This window comes from Streptomyces sp. NPDC005402 (assembly GCF_040606575.1).
Taxonomy (GTDB): Bacteria; Actinomycetota; Actinomycetes; order Streptomycetales; family Streptomycetaceae; genus Streptomyces.
Genome location: NZ_JBEXFB010000009.1, coordinates 205,692 through 220,979 on the forward strand (window position 1 = coordinate 205,692; position 15,288 = coordinate 220,979).

The 15,288-nt window shown below is 70.9% G+C and carries 12 protein-coding genes; 6 read left to right on the forward strand and 6 right to left on the reverse strand.

What is annotated here, in order from left to right:
• Positions 1 to 9 precede the first annotated feature (9 nt).
• Positions 10 to 441, reverse strand: a complete 432-nt coding sequence (locus ABZT02_RS19690) for a protease inhibitor (protein ID WP_356019227.1) — start codon at positions 439 to 441, stop codon at positions 10 to 12.
• A gap of 321 nt (positions 442 to 762) precedes the next feature.
• On the opposite strand from ABZT02_RS19690, the gene ABZT02_RS19695 reads away from it, so the two are divergent.
• The 3 genes from ABZT02_RS19695 (at position 763) to ABZT02_RS19705 (ending at position 3,478) form a co-directional block, all read left to right on the forward strand.
• Positions 763 to 1,326, forward strand: coding sequence for a hypothetical protein (locus tag ABZT02_RS19695; RefSeq protein WP_356019228.1), 564 nt, complete (start codon positions 763 to 765; stop codon positions 1,324 to 1,326).
• Between the two features lie 228 nt (positions 1,327 to 1,554).
• Positions 1,555 to 2,250: an alpha/beta hydrolase gene (locus ABZT02_RS19700; RefSeq protein ID WP_356019229.1), complete on the forward strand. Its 696-nt coding sequence runs from the start codon at positions 1,555 to 1,557 to the stop codon at positions 2,248 to 2,250.
• Positions 2,251 to 2,308: 58 nt separating this feature from the next.
• Positions 2,309 to 3,478 (forward strand): lactate 2-monooxygenase, encoded by a 1,170-nt coding sequence (locus ABZT02_RS19705; RefSeq protein ID WP_356019230.1) that lies wholly within the window; start codon positions 2,309 to 2,311, stop codon positions 3,476 to 3,478.
• A gap of 69 nt (positions 3,479 to 3,547) precedes the next feature.
• Here ABZT02_RS19705 and ABZT02_RS19710 read toward each other — a convergent pair whose 3' ends face one another.
• From ABZT02_RS19710 to ABZT02_RS19720, 3 genes are all read right to left on the reverse strand, one after another.
• Positions 3,548 to 5,164, reverse strand: coding sequence for an RICIN domain-containing protein (locus ABZT02_RS19710; RefSeq protein ID WP_356019231.1), 1,617 nt, complete (start codon positions 5,162 to 5,164; stop codon positions 3,548 to 3,550).
• A gap of 544 nt (positions 5,165 to 5,708) precedes the next feature.
• Positions 5,709 to 6,086 (reverse strand): hypothetical protein, encoded by a 378-nt coding sequence (locus ABZT02_RS19715; protein WP_007386606.1) that lies wholly within the window; start codon positions 6,084 to 6,086, stop codon positions 5,709 to 5,711.
• 3 nt (positions 6,087 to 6,089) lie between these two features.
• Positions 6,090 to 6,335 carry a hypothetical protein gene (locus ABZT02_RS19720; RefSeq protein WP_356019232.1) on the reverse strand — a complete coding sequence of 82 codons (246 nt, stop codon included), beginning with the start codon at positions 6,333 to 6,335 and terminating at the stop codon, positions 6,090 to 6,092.
• Positions 6,336 to 6,486: 151 nt separating this feature from the next.
• Between ABZT02_RS19720 and ABZT02_RS19725 the strand changes: the two genes are divergently transcribed.
• The 3 genes from ABZT02_RS19725 (at position 6,487) to ABZT02_RS19735 (ending at position 9,759) form a co-directional block, all read left to right on the forward strand.
• The gene (locus ABZT02_RS19725; RefSeq protein WP_356019233.1) at positions 6,487 to 7,209 is read left to right on the forward strand and encodes a 2OG-Fe(II) oxygenase; all 723 of its coding nucleotides are present in this window, start codon (positions 6,487 to 6,489) and stop codon (positions 7,207 to 7,209) included.
• Between the two features lie 112 nt (positions 7,210 to 7,321).
• Complete coding sequence (gene sigJ, locus ABZT02_RS19730; RefSeq protein WP_356019234.1) at positions 7,322 to 8,233, forward strand: RNA polymerase sigma factor SigJ; 912 nt, start codon at positions 7,322 to 7,324, stop codon at positions 8,231 to 8,233.
• Entirely contained in the window at positions 8,230 to 9,759 is a 1,530-nt protein-coding gene (locus ABZT02_RS19735) for a cytochrome bc complex cytochrome b subunit (protein WP_356019235.1), read from the forward strand. The genes sigJ and ABZT02_RS19735 overlap by 4 nt, the downstream gene beginning before the upstream one ends.
• Here the strand turns inward: ABZT02_RS19735 and ABZT02_RS19740 are convergent.
• Positions 9,704 to 11,947 carry a glycoside hydrolase family 9 protein gene (locus ABZT02_RS19740; RefSeq protein WP_356019236.1) on the reverse strand — a complete coding sequence of 748 codons (2,244 nt, stop codon included), beginning with the start codon at positions 11,945 to 11,947 and terminating at the stop codon, positions 9,704 to 9,706. The two genes, ABZT02_RS19735 and ABZT02_RS19740, sit on opposite strands and share 56 nt — an antisense overlap.
• A gap of 147 nt (positions 11,948 to 12,094) precedes the next feature.
• Positions 12,095 to 15,193: a glycoside hydrolase family 2 TIM barrel-domain containing protein gene (locus ABZT02_RS19745; RefSeq protein ID WP_356019237.1), complete on the reverse strand. Its 3,099-nt coding sequence runs from the start codon at positions 15,191 to 15,193 to the stop codon at positions 12,095 to 12,097.
• Positions 15,194 to 15,288 lie beyond the last annotated feature (95 nt).

Here is a 15,288-nt window from a genome sequence, read left to right on the forward strand (position 1 = left end):
CCCGGTCTCTCAGAACGCGAAGACGCTCGACCCGTAGGAGCTCTTCACGCACTCGTTGGCGAAGGTGCGCTCGTAGGAGACGCGCTTGCCCCGCCAGACACCGTCCACCGTGACCACCACGGGGTGGTACTCCTTGGTGCACTGGACGTCGGTTCCGGCCCCCAGCGCGTCGAAGTCCCCCTCGACGGCGCGCAGTTCGGCGCAGGCCTGGGCCGCGGCCGGATGGGTGCCCGAGGACCCCGGGGCGCAGGTCAGGGTCACGGCACGTTCCGGGGTGACGGCGGCGGCGTTCTCGCCGTGGCCGAGGGTGAGCACGAGGGCCGACGGGGCGTACAGGCCCGAGGCGGCGGCCGGTTCGGCGAGGGCGGCCCCGGTGAGGGGTCCACAGACGGCGGCGGCGGTGAGGCCGAGGGTCGCTGCCCAGCGCGCGGTGTTCCGCATTGTGTGCATCCTTCCGCTGGTTCGAGGGTGTGCCCTCCGGCTCGGTCGGTGCCGGAGCGGCGAGCGCGAGTCTGCCGAGTCCTGGCCCGAACTTCACATCGACCCCACAGCTTTCAGTAACCTTGCGTGTTGAATCAGTGGCGCGAAGTCACATCATCGGAACGGCCGAGCCCCGCAACCGGGCGGTTCTTGATCGCCCGATCCGGCCGGATGGCGTGATTACCCCGCTTCGGCAATAGGCCTGAAACATTCCGCTTCAGCCGTGAGCGCACATCCTCACGACCCCTTGTGTTCATGAAGCGGTGGAGTAATCGTCATTACATGATTACCGACGAACAACGAGAGAAGCTGCGCGGCTGGTTCACCGGCCGGTTGCCCGACGACCTCTTCGAGGCCCTGGTCGAGGTGGTCGTCGACCGCGAGGAGATCACCGTGATCGGCCGCATTCCCGCTCCCCGGCTCACCGGGGACGTCTCGGCCGCGGAGCGGGAGGCGGCCGTGCAGGGCCGGATCCAGGAGTTCCGGGAGCGCACCCGGGAGGACCGCGTCGAAGTCGCCCGCGAGGCCGAGCACAAGTTCCGCCGCAAGGTGTCCTGGGGCGTGGAGTGCGACGGTGAGCGTGCCCTGTTCACGCATGTGGCCGCGCCCGTCATGACCCGGCTGCGCCAGCCCGAGCGTCAGGTCCTGGACACCCTGATCGCCGGCGGGGTCGCCCGCAGCCGCAGCGACGCGCTCGCCTGGTGCGTCCGGCTGGTCCAGCGGCACACCGACGACTGGCTCGGCGAGCTGCGGGAGTCCCTGGAGCATGTCCAGCGGGTGCGCGAGAGGGGGCCGGACACCGAGGAGGCGGGCGACTCCTCCGGCGCGGACCCGGAAGACGGATGAATCGTCCGCCGGCCGGGGTGCTTCGGCGGGCCGTACCGTCGGCACACCCCAGCAGGACGGCATCCGCGTACGCCGCGCACCCCGTGGCGTGACGCTGGCGCGCCTCTTCCCCGAACGGCGAGCCGAGCAGGGCCCCGAGGTACGCGGGCCGGCCCACCCCGTCGAGGTGCCGTTGGTACCGACCACCTGGCCCGGGGCCTTGTCGGTGCCGTCGGCTACGTTGCGGGCATGACTCATTTCGTACTGGTGGCGGGAGCACGGCTCGGGGCGTCGGCGTGGGACGAGGTCGCCGCCGAGCTGCGCGCGGCCGGGCACCGGCCCCATCCGCTGACGCTGTCGGGCCTCGCGGAGAAGCGGGGTGTCCCGGCCGGACAGCAGACCCATGTGCGGGACATCGTCGACGAGGTCGAACGCCTGGACCTGCACGAGGTGGTGCTGGTCGGGCACAGCTACGCGGGCGTCCCCGTGGGACAGGCGGCCGAGCGGATCGGTGACCGGCTCGCGAGGGTGGTGTTCGTGGACTCCAGCGTGCCCGTCGACGGCGAGTCGTTCCTGTCGGGCTGGCCTAGCGACCACGTCCGCGAGCAGATCGCGGAGCACGACGGCTTCTGGCCCCTGGTCAGCGCGGACTACTACGCCGACCAGGGGCTGACGGACGAGCAGATCGCCCGGATCATCGACCGCTCGTCCCCGCACCCCGGCGCGACGCTCACCGAACCCGCCGCCCTCACCCGCCCCCTGGGCGAGCTCCCGGCGACCTACGTCAAGTGCCTCCTCGACGACGAGGAACCGATGCCCGTCGTGGCCGAACTGCTGAAGAGCGAGCGCTGGGAGCTGGTCGAGATGGACACCGGCCACTGGCCGATGTTCTCCCGGCCACGCGAACTGGCCCGCGTCCTCGCCGAGGCGGGCACCCCCTCCTGACCGGCGTCCGCCCGCGGATATCGTCGGCGCACCCGACGACGAGAGGCGGCTGCGACGGATGGCCAAGCACTGGGCGGACTTCCAGTACGAGATCTACCTGAACGGCATGTCCGGCGCGGTGCCCCGGCTGCCCACCGACCTGACCCGGCTGGAGGCGCTCACCGAGCAGCGCCTGGGCCCGGGACCGGTGGGGTATGTGGCGGGCAGCGCGGGCGACGGCAGTACGGCGCGGGCGAACCGGGCGGCTCTGGAGCGGCGCCGGATCGTCCCGCGCATGCTGCGGGACGTCCACGAACGCGACCTGTCCGTGGAGGTGCTGGGGCGTCCGCTGCCCGCCCCGCTGGCCCTCGCACCGGTCGGCGTCCTGTCGATCATGCACCCCGACGCGGAACCGGCGGCGGCCCGGGCGGCGGCGGCACAGGGCGTCCCGTACATCCTGTCGTCCGCCTCCAGTACACCGATGGAGCAGGTCGCCGAGGCGATGGGCGACGCCGAGCGCTGGTTCCAGCTGTACTGGCCGAAGGACCCGCAGGTCGCGCTGAGCTTCCTGGACCGGGCCAGGGCGGCCGGGTTCTCGGCCCTGGTCGTCACCCTGGACACCCCGCTGCTGTCCTGGCGGCCCCGCGATCTCGACCAGGCGTACCTGCCGTTCCTCCGCGGCGTGGGCACCGCCAACTACTTCTCCGACCCGGCTTTCCAGGCGGGCCTGGCCAAGCCGGTGCACGAGGACCCGAACGCGGCCGTGCTGCACTTCGTCGGCATGTTCGCGGACCCCGGCAAGACCTGGCCCGACCTCGCTCTCCTGCGGGAGCACTGGGACGGGCCGATCGTCCTGAAGGGCGTCCTGCACCCGGACGACGCCCGCCTGGCCGCCGACGCCGGGATGGACGGGGTCGTGGTCTCCAACCACGGCGGTCGTCAGGTGGCCGGGGCCGTCGCGGCGGCCGACGCGCTGCCGCGGGTGGTGGAGGCGGTCGGCGACCGGCTGACCGTGCTCTTCGACAGCGGTGTCCGCACCGGCGACGACGTCTTCAAGGCCCTCGCGCTCGGCGCCCGCGCGGTGCTGCTCGGGCGGCCGTACGTCTACGGCCTCGGCCTCGACGGGCAGGCGGGCGTCGAGCACGTGATCCGCTGTCTGCTGGCGGAGTTGGACCTCACGCTCGCCCTCTCGGGCCACGCGAGCCCCACCACGGTCGGCCCCGACGACCTCGTGGAGGACCGTACGTGAGAGGAGGCCTCCCCGAAGGGAGGCCTCCCTGCCGTCGGCGGACCCGCGAGGGGACCGTTTCCTGGACTCCTACGCCCGGTCCGTGAGATCCGCGGGCCGGGCCTGCGGAGCCTCGCTCCCGGTGACCGACAGCGAGCCGGGACTGGCGTTGGAGGCCGCGTCGGTCAGCCACCGCTGCTGTTCCGAGCGGTCACGGACCTTGACGACGACATCGGCGCCCGGGTCCTCGCCGGTCGAGGCGAGGGCGAGCTGTTCGTCCCAGCGAGGCAGTAACTCCCCCTGCACGGTGAGGTCGTAGCGCACGTCCTCGGCCCGCTTCGCCTTCTCGTCGGCGCAGCTGCCGAGAATGACCACGCCCGCGTCCACGTGCGAGTCCAGACACAGCTCGGGATCCGCCTCGCTGCGCAACAGACCGTCCTCCTCGTACGACCACTGCTGGGTCCGCTCGGTCGAGCAGGCCGCGAGTTCGGTGCCCGCGCCCGCCTTCACCGTGCCCCGGATGTCGAGACAGAGGTCGGCGGCGGCGTTGCGCAGCCGGGTCACCGCCGGAGCGGTGGGCAGGTGGGCGGTGCCCGGGGTCCGGGTGCCGGCGCCCGGGACCGTGCCGCCGCCGGTGGCGCTGGTGGAGGCGGCCGGGTCGGCGCCGCCGTCGTGCGACCACAGGCCGGCGGCGAGCATGGCCGCGAGGAGGCCTGCGGAGGTGAGGCCCACTCCGGTGAGCAGCGTGCGTGAGGACCGCAGGCCCCCGCCCTCGCCGGGTGCGCGGCGGCCGGGAGCGGGGATGCGCGCGAGGATTTTGCGGCGTCCCGCGCCGTGCCGTCCGGCGCCCCGGCCGCGGGCCGCCGTCGGGGGCGTACGCCCGGCGCGCAGTTCGAGATAGCGGCGGGCACCCCAGCCCAGCACCGCCTCGGCGATCAGCAGACCCAAGCCGCCCTCGAAATGGCTCAGTTGTTCCGCGGCGGAACGGCAGTAGCGGCACTCCGCGAGATGCTGCTGGACATCCGGCAGCAGTGCTCCGCCGCGGCGAATCGGAACGTCGAGGAGACGGTTGTAGAAGCGGCAATCCTTCGTCGGCGCGAGTTCCCGATGGGCATGTACACATCCTTCGCGGAATTTTTCACGCGCCTGTTCGAGCGCGGCGGACGCCGTGTCGGTATCCATCCCGAGGAGCGCGGCGGGCACGGCTATCGACTCCGCCTCCACCTCGGTGTGCCACAGCAGGCAGCGGGCGAGTCCGGGAAGGGACTGGAATGACCGCTCGGCGAGCTTGCGATTTTCGGGGGTCATGGACTTCGCGGCCCGCATACCTCGGCCGCCGTTCGGTTTCACCAGGTCCGGCAGAACACCGGTCGTCCGGTCCTCGGCCGTCCACTCCTTGACCGTGTCCCGCACGGCCACGAGGGTTCTGGGACGCAGCGCGAGGGCGGGCTCGCCCAGCGCGAGCCGGTCCAGGACCTGGTGAAAGGCGGCCGCGGCCACCATGGAGGCGGTCTCGGACGAAGACGCGAGGCAGATGACCGCGTAATCGTGCGCCGGTTTCCAGTGGCGCGCCATGAGCAGCGCGACGGCCTGGGCGGCCTCACCGTCGGGTCGGCCCCTGAGGCGGGCCGCGAGATCCTCGTCGGATTCTCGGGAGGCACCGCCGGGCGGCGGGTAAGGAGGGAGCGGTGGGTGGGGGGTTGGCACTGAGCGGGTTTCCTTCCCACAGACATGGGACTCACAGAAGTACTCCCGCCGAAAAGGAGTGCCGAAGGGGCATCCCTTTTGGGCGCGGGCATGGGAAGCACGAATTCGCCGACGCCCCTCCGCCCCGGTTCCCCACGGGACGAATGCGACCCGGCCCTTGCCCCCCACACAGGTGGTTCACCCTTGCACAAGTCACTCACGGCCAACAAGGCACCTGGGCAACATCCGCGCCATTTGAAAGATGCTCGGAGTGCTTCGCAACTGCGTGCGCTCGCACCCGCTTTCGACATTCCATGCGCCCCGTGTGAAACCCGCGCATGCGCCGGAGCGCCGCGCACGCTCCCCCGCCCGGTTGCCCGGTAGTCCACTGGAGACGGCCCCTTCTCGGAGGCCCCGCGCGGGACGGCGGCTCTCCCGCGCGAAACCCCGGCCGCCGACCCCGTTCCTCCCGCCCTCGGTCGGCGGCCCCCGGGGGCGGGCGGTCGGCGTCCGGCCGGGGCACCTGATCCGGCTCCGGCCCGGCTTTCAGGGCGGCCGGGCGGCCTCAGATCTGCCAGGAGCGCAGTCGGTCCGCCGCGCCGTACACGTCGGTCTTGCCGGAGATCAGGTCGCGGGCGAGGTCGACGAGCGCGCCGTAGGGAGGGTCGATGCCGACGCCGCTGACGAACATGTAGGCCACGGCGGTGGCGCAGGCGAAGCGGGCGTTGGCCGACGGTAAGGGCTTGAGCAGGGCCAGGGTGTGCAGGAGGGCGGCGGCACGCCAGGCCGGGTCGGAGTCGACGCCGAGGCGGGGCGGGTCGACGCGGTGCCGGGCGACGGCGGCGACGAGGGCCGAGAAATCGTTGATCGTGGGCTGGTCGGGCAGGACCTCTTCGTGCCGCTGGAGCAGCCAGGGCACGTCGATGTGAACCACGGAAGCCATCGGTCAGCCGACCCGCCCCGCACCCTTGACGGCCGGTTCGTCCTCGGGGAAGGCGGCGGCGAACTCGTCGGCGTGGGCGGAGAAGAACCGCCGGAACGCTTCGGCGCCTTCCTGCAGGGCCCGGTGCCGGGCGATGTCGGCCGCGGCGGCCTCCCGCACGAGGGCCTTCATCGACGTACCGCGCTCTTTGGCGATCTGCCGCAGGTCCTCTAGCTCGCGTTCGCTGAACTCCACGTTGAGAGCTGGCATGCCTTCACGGTACCGCGCGGGTACTCAGCCGTAAATAAGCGCAGCTCAAGAAGGCTGTCAGGCGGTACCGGAGCGGCCCGAGCACGGTGTCCGTTTCCCGCCGGACGAGCGGTGCGCGGCGTCCCACACTCGAAAGGGAGGAGGAACCGACATGACCGTCACCCCCGACCTGGCCGCCGCCCGGGTCGCCGAGACCGACTGGGCCGCCCTGGGCGCCGAGTTGGACGTCCACGGCTGCGCGCCGACGGCACCGCTGCTGACGCCGGCCGAGTGCCGGGACCTGACGCGGCTGTGGGACAAGCCGGAGCTGTTCCGGACCACCGTGGACATGGCACGCCACCGCTTCGGAGCGGGCGAGTACCGCTACTTCACCCACGACCTGCCCGCCCCGGTCGCCGCCCTGCGCGCCGCGCTCTATCCCCGCCTGCTGCCCGTCGCCCGCGACTGGGCGGCCCGTCTCGGCCGCCCGGCTCCCTGGCCGGACTCCCTGGAGGAGTGGCTGGAGCGCTGTCACACGGCTGGGCAGGACCGCTCGGCGCAGATCCTGCTGCGCTACACCGAGGGCGACTGGAACGCGCTGCACCGGGACGTCTTCGGCGACCTCGTCTTCCCGCTCCAGGTGGTCGTAGGACTGGACGAGTACGGCACCGACTACACCGGCGGCGAGTTCCTGATGGTCGAGCAACGGCCCCGCGCCCAGTCACGGGGCACGGCGACCGTACTGCCCCGGGGCCGCGGGGTGGTCTTCACGACCCGTGAACGGCCGGTGCGCACGAAGCGCGGCTGGTCGGCGGGGGCGATGCGGCACGGGGTGAGCGTCGTGCGCTCGGGTCGGCGGCGCGCGCTGGGGATCGTGTTCCACGACGCGTCCTAGCCGCCCACCCAGGGCTTCGGTGAGGCGTGGGTCACATCCCGGCCGCCGGATGTCACATTCCGGGGCCGCAAGGCCTCGCAGTAGTGAGCGCGCTACTGGGAGGCCACACGAGATGTCCGAGTTCCCCGTTCCCGACGCCGAGGAGGCGACCGGTGTCTTCGTCGAGCACCGGGAGCTGTTGTTCGGCGTCGTCTACAACATGCTGGGCAGCGTCACCGACACCGAGGACGTGCTCCAGGACACCTGGCTGTCGTGGTCACGCCGGGGGGCCGGCGGGATCGACAACCCCCGTGCCTACCTTGTCCGGATCGCCGTCAACCACGCGCTCCAGCGGCGGGCCGTGGTCAACCGCCGCCGCGAGACGTATGTCGGCCCCTGGCTGCCCGAGCCCCTGGTGACCGACGAGGCGAGCGCCGACGACCCCGCGCTGCGCACCGAGTCCGTGTCGCTGGCGATGCTGGTGGTCCTGGAGTCGCTGTCCCCGCTGGAACGCGCGGTGTTCGTGCTGCACGAGGTGTTCGGGTACGCCCATACCGAGATCGCGGAGATCCTCGACCGCACCCCGGCGGCCGTACGGCAGCTGGCGCACCGCGCGCGGGCCCATGTGCACGCCCGCCGTCCGCTGTACGAGGCGCATCCCCGGGTCCGCCGGGAGGCGACGGAACGTTTCGTGCGGGCCGCTCTCGGCGGGGACATCGCGGAGCTGATGGAGATCCTCGCACCGGACGTGACGGTGTGGACGGACGGCGGCGGGATGCGCAAGCAGGCCCTGCGGCCGGTGCGCGGCCGGGAGAAGGCGGCACGGCTGCTGAACGGCTACGCGAAGCGCGGCGGAGCGCAGGCCCTGGACCTGGAGCTGCGCTACCGGCGGGTCAACGGCGACGACGCGGCCGTGCTGTTCGCCCACGACTCGCCCTACGCGGTGATCGTCCTGGATCTCACCCCGGAAGGCGACCGGGTCTCGAACCTCTTCGTCGTCACCAACCCCGACAAGCTGACCCACGTCCAGAAGGAGGAGGCGTGACCGCCACGGAACGCCCGGCGGAGCCGGGGAAGGGCGAGCGGCTGTCCGGCTGGCTCGACGGACGGCTCGGCACCCGCACGCTGGGCGCGAAGTACCTGCGCAAGGTCTTCCCGGACCACTGGTCCTTCCTGCTCGGCGAGATCTGTCTGTACAGCTTCGTCGTGCTGATCCTCACCGGGGTGTGGCTCACGCTGTTCTTCCACCCCTCGATGAACGAAGTGACGTACCACGGCAGTTACACGCCCCTGAACGGCGTGCGGATGTCGGAGGCGTACGCCTCGACGCTGGACATCAGCTTCGACGTGCGCGGCGGCCTGCTGATCCGGCAACTGCACCACTGGTCGGCCCTGATCTTCGTCGCCGCGATGCTCACGCACATGATGCGGCACTTCTTCACGGGCTCGTTCCGCAAGCCGCGCGAGGTGAACTGGCTGTTCGGCTGGGCGCTGCTGTTCCTGGGCCTGTTCGAGGGCCTCTTCGGCTACTCGCTGCCGGACGACCTGCTGTCGGGCACGGGCCTGAGGTTCGTCTACGGCGCCACCCTCTCGGTGCCGGTCGTGGGGACGTATCTCGCGCTCTTCCTGTTCGGCGGCGAGTTCCCGGGACACGACATCGTGGCCCGGTTCTACTCGCTGCACATCCTGGTGATCCCCGGCATCATGGCGGCGCTCGTGGTGGCCCATCTGATCCTGGTCGTCTACCACAAGCACACCCAGTTCGCGGGCCCCGGGAAGACCGAACGCAACGTGGTCGGGACACCGTTCTTCCCGGTGTACCTGGCGAAGGCGGGCGGCTTCTTCTTCCTGGTGTTCGGGGCGCTCACGCTGATCGCGGCGGTGGCGAGCATCAACCCGGTCTGGTCGTACGGCCCCTACCGCGCCGACCAGGTCTCCACGGGCGCCCAGCCGGACTGGTACCTGGGGTTCGCGGAGGGGCTGGTGCGGGTGATGCCGGGCTGGGAGGTCACCCTGTGGGGACACACGCTGATCCTGGGGGTCCTGATCCCGGTCGTGGTCTTCCCGCTCCTCCTGGTCTTCATCGGGGTGTATCCGTTCCTGGAGGCCAAGTTCACCAAGGACAGGAGCGAGCACCATCTCCTGGACCGCCCGCGCAACCGTCCGGTCCGTACGGCGATCGGCGCGTCCTGGATCAGCCTGTATCTGATCCTGCTGGCGGGCGGCGGCAACGACATCGTGGCGACCCGGCTCCACCTCTCGATCAACACGGTGACCTGGGCGGTGCGCATCGGGATGTTCGTGGTCCCGGTGATCGTCCTCGTCGTCACCCGGCGCGTCTGCCTGGGGCTCCAACTCCGGGACCGGGAGCTGGTGTTGCACGGACGGGAGACCGGCGTGATCAAGCGGCTGCCGCACGGTGAGTACGTCGAGGTGCACCAGCCGCTCGATCAGGCCCGGCTCCACACGCTCACCGCGCACGAGCGGCCCGGTGAGCTGGTGGAGCATGCGAGGGTCAGCCTTGATCCGCCACGAAGGACGCCATCCGGGTCAGAGCGGAGTTCCAGTTGATGGTGTGCTCGTTGGTCGACCAGGACTGGATGTCGTCGATGTAGCAGAACTGGCCGACGCAACCCTGGAGTTTGCTCTGTGCGTAGGGGTCCTGGATGGAGGAGTTGGGTCCTCCGGCCAGCGTCCCCTTCGGCGGGTTGGGCATGTTCGGGTCGAGCTGGTGGGCATACCAACGGGCGTGCTGGTTGTGGGAGTTGACCTCGCCGTAGCCGGTCACGTACGAGATGTTCAGCGCGTTGCGCCCGAAGATGTAGTCGATGCCCTGGAGCGCGCCGTCCCGGTACTTCGAGGCGCCCGTGATGTCGTAGGCGGTGGCGATGACGATCCCGTTGTGCAGGATCTGGTGGTTGGAGCCCCAGTCGTAGAGGTTGCCCTCCGGCGCGTACGGCATGCCGTACGGGTGGGCGTCCAGGGCCGCCAGGTAGCGGTCGGCGCCCTTGACGACCGACTGGCGGACCTTGTCCCGGCCGGGCAGCTTGCTCGGCACGGTCGCCAGGTCCAGACGGGCCGCCGCGGCGGTTCGGGCCCAGTCGTAGCCGACGGGGGTGAAGATGTCCGCGGTGTGGACGGGTGAGGCGAGCACGCGGTCCTGGAACGCCTTCTCCCCCGTGGTGAGGTACAGCTCGGCCGCCGCCCAGTAGAACTCGTCGGTGACGTTGTTGTCGGCGTAGGTGCCGCCGCCGACGCCGTCGCTCTCCGAGGCGTACAGGTCGGGGTGGGCGAGCGCCGCGGTCCACGCCTTGCGGGCGGCCGCCAGCGCCTTCGCCGCGAACGCCCTGTCGTACGGCTTGTACAGGCGGGCGGCCTGTGCGGCGGTCGCGGCCAGGTTCAGGGTCGCCGCGGTGGACGGCGGGTGCAGTTCCCGCTTCTGCGGGTCGTCGCTCGGCAGCAGCGGCAGGCCCGTCCACTGCTCGTCGTGAATCTTGTGGTGGGCCATCCCTGCCAGCGGCTGTCCGTCCGGCACCTGCATCTTCAGCAGGAACTCCAGTTCCCAGCGGGCCTCGTCGAGGAGGTCGGGCACCTTGTTGCCGCTCTCGGGGATGGCGAGGGTGCCGTCGCCGAGCTTGCCGGGCTGTCCGGTGCGGGCCAGCAGCTCGCGCTCGTAGGTGCTCAGCAGCTCCCAGGTGGAGATGCCGCCGTTGACGACGTACTTGCCGTGGTCGCCGGCGTCGTACCAGCCGCCGGTGACGTCGAGCGTGTAGTCGCACACGCCGGGCTGGCAGGGCACGTCCTTGTCGCCCTGGTTGGGGGCCACGTTCACGTGTCCGGCGGCGCGGCCGTAGCCGGGGCGCAGGTCGTCGCGGATCGGGATGCCGCTGCGCTGGGTGTAGTAGTACTTCGCCGCGTCGAGGCGGAGCTGTTCGTAGGCGCTCGTGCCGATGTCGAAGGGCCGGCTGGTCTCGCCGTCCGCGACCAGGGTGAATCCTCCGCCGCGCTTCTTGTAGGCGCCGAAGTCGATGGAGTGGACGTTCTGCCCGGAGGAGACGTCGGTGCCGCGCGGCACGGTCCACCCGTGGGCCACGACAGCACCCGAGGCGCTCTTCAGTTGCCAGGGCAGCTTTGTGACGGCGTCGGTGACCAGGGTGGCGTTCTTCGGCCCGGCGGGCAGATAGGCGACCTGGTTGACGCGCACGCGAGGTCCGGTGTCGGGCTCGTACACCTCGGGCGGGACCCCGCCCAGCAGGGAGGCGTCGTCCATGCAGAAGCGGAACGGGTCGGCGCTGCCGCCGAGTTGGAAGCCGACCTGGCCCTGGGCGGTGTCGACGGGCGAGGTGAACGTGTAGGAGTAGGAGTTGCCGGAGACGCTCAGCTGCGGGCTCACCTCGAAGTAGGTGTCGTAGGGCGCCACTTGCAGCCCCACGATCGCCCGCACGACATGTCCTTCGGGCGAACCCTTCGCGGTGAAGGAGAACTTGTACGACTCCCCCTTCACCAGGGTGACGTCGTTCTGGCCGACGGCGGCGTCCCAGCGGTTGGCGGTGCCGCCCGGCACGTCCGCGCAGAGCTGTCCGTCGGACAGGCCCGCGGTGACGTTGCTGGTCGTCCACCAGGGCTCGGTGGTGGTGTCGAAAGTGCCGTTCTTGAGCTGCTCGACCTCGTCGGCGACGGCCGGGGACACCGGCGAGGCCACAAGTGCCGCTCCCAGCAGGGCGGTCAGGGACAACAGGGCGGTTCTGCGTCTGTTCACGTCCGGGCTCCTCGGGGGAGGTACAGGCGGCGCCCCACCATGGGAGCGCTCCCAGCTGACGGTCGCAGGCCATGCTTGTTGCAGGCATGACACCCAGTCAACGGTCCGGACGGGACGGATTCCCGTCCGGACCGCCGTCGACCGGGGTCAGCTCCCCGGCACCTCCAGCTTCGTGATGCGCACCGCGCCCCGGGTCTCCCCCGGATACGCGCTGGTCAGCGTGAGCCGGAGCCGGGAGCCTCGGACGGCGTCGAAGGTGATCACCGTCGGCTCGTCGGAGGCGGTGGCCCGGACGACGGAGGCGCCCTCGACCGGCACGTACCGCTTCCCGTCCCACACCGCGGCCTCGACCGAGGCGGGCAGGCCGTGGGTGGCGCTCAGGGTGAACGAGACCTCCGCCCGGTCGAAGGTCCTGGTCCGCCCGAAGTCGACGGAGACCCAGTCCTCGGCCCGCGCGCCGCTGAAGGCGGGCAGCAGGGCGGTGGCGGCCTTGCTGAAGGCGTTGGACCAGCCGGTGGCGGGGTCGCCGTCGAGCATGGCGGCCGGGAGGGTGTCCGGGCGGCCGGAGTAACTGGCGTCCGCGTGGGGGTAGTCCACAGGGCCTGGATGGTCGGGCGTGAAAGCGGTCGGCTCGGTGACGACGACCGGCCGGGCCGGGGTGGAGCGCACCTTCGCGACGCCCGTCCGCAGGCCCGTCGCGCTCGCCGTCACCTTCAGGACTCCCGGCTCGGTACCGGCCCGCACGATCGCGAGGGCCTTGCCGTGGAAGGCGGTGCGGGTACTGGCCTGGTAGCGCTCGGCACTCTCCTCGCGGCCGTTGTCGAGCCCGGCGAGCGAGCCGCCGGTGACCTCGAAGGAGATCAGGTGCTCGGCGTCGGGCACGACCACCCCGCGGGCGTCGACGACGTCCGCGGTGACGAAGACCAGCGAACGGCCGTCCGCGGCGAGCGACTTGCGGTCGGCGGTGAGACGCACGGCGGCGGGCCGGCCGGCCGTGCGGAGTACGTCGGTGGCGACGGTCTTGCCCTTCCTCCTCGCCACCGCCTTCAACTCGCCCGGCGCGTACGGCACCTTCCACGTCACATGAAGCTTGCCCGCGCTGCCGTTCGGACTGGTGTAGCTGCCGGGGTAGGGGCCGTCGGTGAAGGTCTTGTCGTCGCCGGTGGCTTCCGTGGTCTCCAGGTACGCCCGGCCGTCGGTGGTCGTCTTGGTGTCGAAGGTCCGGGTGCCGAGGGACGTGCCGTTGAGGAACAGTTCGACCTCGGGGGCGTTGGCGTACGCCCACACCTCGACCGTGTCGCCCTCCTCGTGGTTCCAGGTCATGGGGACGAGATGGACCATCGGTTCGTCGACCCACTGGCTGCGGAAGAGGTGGTACATGTCCTTCGGGAAGCCGGCCGTGTCGACCGCGCCGAAGAAGGACGCCTTCACCGGGAAGACGTCGTACGGCGTGGGCTCCCCGATGTAGTCGATGCCGGACCAGAGGAACTGCCCGGCGAACCACTTGCGGTCCCGGTCCTTCTTGTGACCGTACTCGCCGCTCATCGTCCAGGAGGCGAGGTTGTTGTCGTACGACGAGGTCTCCCGCTTGCCGGGGGTGTGGTTCTCGCCGGTGTTGAGGTGCTCGGGCTCCTGGTAGGCGCCCCGCGTCGAGGTCTCGGAGGACGACTCGGACTCGAAGAGGAAGAGGTGCGGGTAGGCGGCGTGCAGTTGGTCCACCGACCTGGCCGTGTTGTAGTTCAGACCGAGGCCGTCCAGCTTGGCCAGCATCAGGTCGGCCGCCGACCCCTTGGCGGGCAGGCGACGGTATTTGTCGGAACCGATGATCAGCGGGCGGGTGTCGTCCACGGCCCTGATCGCGGCGATGATCCGGTCGGCCATGGCGAGCCCGGCGGTGGACGTGGAGTCGGGTATCTCGTTGCCGATCGACCACATCAGCACCGCGGGCGAGTTGCGGGCCGCGAGCACCATCTCGGTCGCGTCCTTCTCGCACCACTCGTCGAAGAACCGGCCGTAGTCGTAGCGGGTCTTGGGACTCTTCCAGCAGTCGAAGGCCTCCACCAGCATCACGATGCCCAGTTCCTCGCAGACCTGGATCATCTCCGGGGAGGGCGGATTGTGGGAGGTGCGGAAGGCGTTGACGCCCATCGACTTCATGATGGTCATCTGCCGGCGGATCGCGTCGAGACTGACGGCCGCGCCGAGAGCGCCCAGGTCGTGGTGGAGGTCGACACCCTTGATCTTGTGATACGTGCCGTTGAGGTGGAAGCCCTCGTCCGGGTCGAAGCGGAAGGTGCGGAAGCCGAACGGGGTGCTGTACGTGTCCGTCGTGGTGCGGCCGACCCGCAGTTCGGTCCGCACGGTGTAGCGATGGTGCGGTGTCCCGAAGTCCCACAACTCCGGCGCGCGGACCGTCAGTTCATGGGTCTCGGTGGCCCTGTCGGTGACGGCGACCGTGGAGGAGGTACGGGCCACGGTGCGGCCGCGGGGATCGACGATCCGGGTGACGACCTCGACGTCGGCGCCGGTACCGGACGCGTTCACCACGGACGTCGCCACCCGGACCAGGCCCCGCTCCCCGGTGATCTCCGGGGTGGTGACGCGGGTGCCCCAGCGCTCCACGTGCACCGGGTCGGTGACGACCAGACGGGCCTCGCGGTAGATGCCGCTGCCCGAGTACCAGCGGCTGCTGGGGAGCCGGTTCTGCACCTTGACCGCGATGACGTTCTCGGTGGTGCCGTCGGTGTGGAGCAGGTCGGTGAGGTCGAGGGCGAAGCCGGTGTAGCCGTAGGGGTGACGGCCGGCCTCGGTGCCGTTGCAGTAGACGTACGAGTCCATGTAGACGCCGTCGAACTCCACCGATATCCGCTTGCCGGCGAGAGCGGCCGGCAGGGTGAAGGCGAGGCGGTACCAGCCCAGGCCGCCGGGGAAGAACCCGGTGCCGCTGGTGGTGCCGTTCTGTGTGGTCGGGGCGAGTTCGATGCTCCAGTCGTGCGGGACGGCGATCTCACGCCACCCCGAGTCGTCGTAGCCGGGGGCGGCGGCGTCCGCGTACTCCCCCGTCGGGTCGGTGATCCCGCCCGGGTTGACCAGCGCGAAGCGCCAGCCGTCGCGCAGCGCGACGGTGCGGCGGCCCGACGCGCTCGTGGCGGACTCGGCCGCCTGGGCCGCGGGGGTGGCCAGGAGCACGCCCGCGGCCGGTGCGGCCGTGGAAGCGAGCAAAACCGATCTGCGTGTGACCGTCATGGCGGCTCTCCCTCATCCGGGCCCAGAAGTACTCACAACTGATCGTGAACAAACACAATCTGACGGTGAGCCACTTGCGGCCGTCAAGGGTGCGG